This is a genomic window from Clostridium sp. AUH-JLR23, from assembly GCF_964238065.1.
GTDB classification, from domain to species: domain Bacteria; phylum Bacillota_I; class Bacilli_A; order Erysipelotrichales; family Coprobacillaceae; genus Allocoprobacillus; species Allocoprobacillus merdigallinarum.
On the sequence record NZ_CAXSKY010000021.1, the window covers coordinates 46606 to 50026 of the forward strand.

At 25.9% G+C, this 3421-nt stretch carries 3 protein-coding genes; all 3 read left to right on the top strand.

Annotation, left to right across the window (positions count from 1 at the left end; translation table 11 throughout):
- A partial coding sequence (locus tag ACESR5_RS10365) for a GH25 family lysozyme (protein WP_373155564.1) occupies positions 1–1480 on the top strand: 1480 nt, incomplete at its 5' end.
- An 89-nt stretch (positions 1481–1569) separates the two neighbouring features.
- Positions 1570–2643, top strand: a complete 1074-nt coding sequence (locus ACESR5_RS10370) for an acyltransferase (protein WP_373155567.1) — start codon at positions 1570–1572, stop codon at positions 2641–2643.
- Between the two features lie 57 nt (positions 2644–2700).
- Complete coding sequence (locus tag ACESR5_RS10375; protein WP_373155570.1) at positions 2701–3372, top strand: acyltransferase family protein; 672 nt, start codon at positions 2701–2703, stop codon at positions 3370–3372.
- Positions 3373–3421: the final 49 nt, after the last annotated feature.

Here is a 3421-nt window from a genome sequence, read left to right on the forward strand (position 1 = left end):
GGTTGGTTGGCAGACAGTAAATGGAAAAAGATATTACTTCAACAGTCGTGGTATTATCACAAAAGGCTGGCTAACACAAAACGGAAAAAAATATTATTTCAATAACGAAGGGCATATGTTAACGGGAACTCACACTATTGATGGAAAAATAAGATATTTTAAATCAAATGGTGAACTAGGTCTTGGATGGCAATGGACAGAAACGGGTTGGAAATATTTTGATCAGAATGGAAATACGTTAAATGGATGGCAATCACTCAATGGATATACTTATCTATTCAAAAGCGATGGCGGTTATACAATCGGCTGGTACTATAATGATGAAGGATATCATTATTTTGATGAAGAAGGTCATATGCTAGTTGGTTGGCAGACAGTAAACGGAAAAAGATATTACTTCAACAGTCGTGGTATTATCACAAAAGGCTGGCTAACACAAAACGGAAAAAAATATTATTTCAATAATGAGGGACATATGCTGACTGGTTATCAAGTCATCAATGGAAAAGAATATAATTTTGGAAATAATGGAGTTCAACAAGATGGTTGGTGCTATTCGTCGGAGGGTGTTAGATATTTCAAAAATGGAAATACATTAAAAGGTTGGCAATCCATTGATGGAAAGACATATTACTTTTCTAGCAATGGAGTTATGCAAACTGGATGGTTCCAAAATGAAGAAGGAATGCATTACTTTAACTCTGATGGTAGCATGGTTGTTGGAGCAAAAAATATAGATGGAATAACATATTATTTTGATGAAAGAGGTGTATGTCCTACAGGCTGGATTAAAAAGAATGGAAAAAAAGTGTTATATAATAGCTATGGAGAATTAATCGATGGTGCTGACGCATTAGTTATTGATATCTCAAAGTGGAATGGAAATATAAATTGGGATGTTATAAAAAAAGATGGATTAGTTGATAAAGTCATTTTACGTTGCGGATATTATAGTCATTCTAATGGACATGTTGTTATAGATTCACAATTCATTAAAAATGCTAAAGATTTAGAAAGATTAAATATTCCTTATGGAGTATATTTCTTTAGCTATGCGACAAATGCAGAACAAGCTAAAACAGAAGCTTATGCAACTTTAGAATTAATAAAAGACAGAAAAATATCTTTGCCAGTTTATTATGATTTAGAATATACTGATAATGTTGGAAATATTTCAGCTAGTACATATACAAACATGGCCAATACATATTGTAATATTATTGCTAATGCAGGTTATACTCCAGGAATTTATGCTAATTTAAACTATTGGAACACTAAATTATATGATTCATCACTTAATAAATATGAAAAATGGGTAGCTCAATATGGACATAGTAGTCAACCAATCATTAAAAATTGTACTTATAATGGAACATATAGAATGTGGCAATATACATCGTCTGGAACAATTAATGGCATAAGTGGAAGAGTTGATATGAACGCATATTTTTCTTCTAAAAAAACTGGTCCAACTAATTAATAGAGGCACAATAAGTAATATTATTGTGTCTCTTATTATAAATAATTATTTATATACTTGGTAAAAATTATCAAAAAAGAAAGGTAGTCATGAAAAGAGAAAGATTATTATATTTAGATTTCTTAAGATCATTAGCAATCATACTTGTTGTTTTTTGTCATGCCATTGAATTATTCTATCCATCATCTTATAATCATACATTATCAGTATCTCAAATGTCTTTTTATATCCAAACATTATTCTATTTATTATCTCGATTAGGTGTACCAATATTTTTAATGATAACGGGTGTTCTCATGATAAATAGTAAAGAGATTAACATAAATTTATTTTATAAAAAATACTTGTTACCATTATTATTAATAACTGAGTTATGGATTATTTTGAATAATCTGTTTTATAGTTTTATTTTTAAAATTGATTTGGATGTAACAAGCATAATTAATCAAATGCTATTTCTAGAACCATTAATGATGAAACAAATGTGGTATATGCCTCTTATATTAGGTATATATCTATTTATACCATTTATAAAATTAGGGATTGAAAAATACACTAATGATAAAATTATTTTTATACCATTATGTTTAGGAATTATTACCTATTTTCTTATTCCAACCATTAATATACTTATAAATGCATATTTCCCAGAAAGTATTACAAGATCAATGAACTTAGATTTATCATTCATAGGTGGTATCGGTGGAATCTATATATTTACAGGTTATTTCCTGAATAAATTTAAAATACATTTTAATACTATTATATTATTTTTATTATTTATAATTACACTTTTGATTAATGTATATTGCCTGTTATATTTAAGATCATCTAGCTATGAATATTCTAATTATATATGGTATTCAAACTTTTTTACGTATTTATCTAGCATGAGTTTATTTCTCATTATAAAAAATATAATAGGGAATTCCTTTTGTATAAAAATAATTTTTTATATTTCAAAGATATCGTTTGCCATTTTTTTAATACATATGATAATATTAACGTTTTTATTTCAAAATTTTGATGTTCTTAGATTGCCTATCCCTATACAGATAGTTTTTTATTCAGTTCTTACTTTAGTCATTAGTATTTTTATTATTTATACTTTTGATAAATTATTGCCTTATAAATATAAAAAAGCAATATTTTATATACGTTGATAAATGATTGTATAATAAAATATTATACCAAGATTTTTTACATTGATTGGAGATTATATGACGCGTTATATAGGATTAGATTTACTAAAAATTGTAGCAACATTAGCTGTTGTCTTTTTACACACTCTTAATAAATATTCTGGATATTCTAATGTTATTTTATATCAACTTTGTTCTTTTGCAGTACCCGTTTTCTTTATGATTAATGGTTATTTTATATTAAATAAAAAAGATATTTCATTTCGTTATATTTCAATGAAGATTGTAAAAATTATTTTAGTATGTTTATTTTGGAATTTATTAAGAATGATTCAAAGAATGATAATGGGATTAGGATATTATACTCCTATTCAAGAAACAATAAATATTTTCTTTGAGCAATCAGGATTCTTTTTTCAATTTTGGTTTTTTGGATCATTGATAATGATTTATATTTTACTCCCAATACTGCATAAAATTCATCAGTACAGAAAAATAGATAGATATTTTATGATTTCATTGATTTTACTTTGTTTATTTATTCATTTTATAGATATGTATTCTTCATATAAAAACGGAACATCTTTCTTTTTAGAACATATTAAACAACCTTTAAGAATATGGACTTGGATTACTTATTTTTATTTAGGTGGATTTATCAAAATATATTCGCAATACTTTCAAAAATGGTCATTGTCTTATTCTTTTTTATTTTTATTGATTAATCTAACCCTAGATAAATGTTGGTAACTATATTTAAAATATATTGATTATATGGTCTTAAATGAAAATTCATTTG

What these genes read in the sequence shown, in the direction of transcription:
- ACESR5_RS10370 (WP_373155567.1), top strand. Translation starts at nt 1,570, where the DNA reads ATGAAAAGAGAAAGATTATTATATTTAGATTTCTTAAGATCATTAGCA.
- ACESR5_RS10375 (WP_373155570.1), top strand. Translation starts at nt 2,701, where the DNA reads ATGACGCGTTATATAGGATTAGATTTACTAAAAATTGTAGCAACATTA.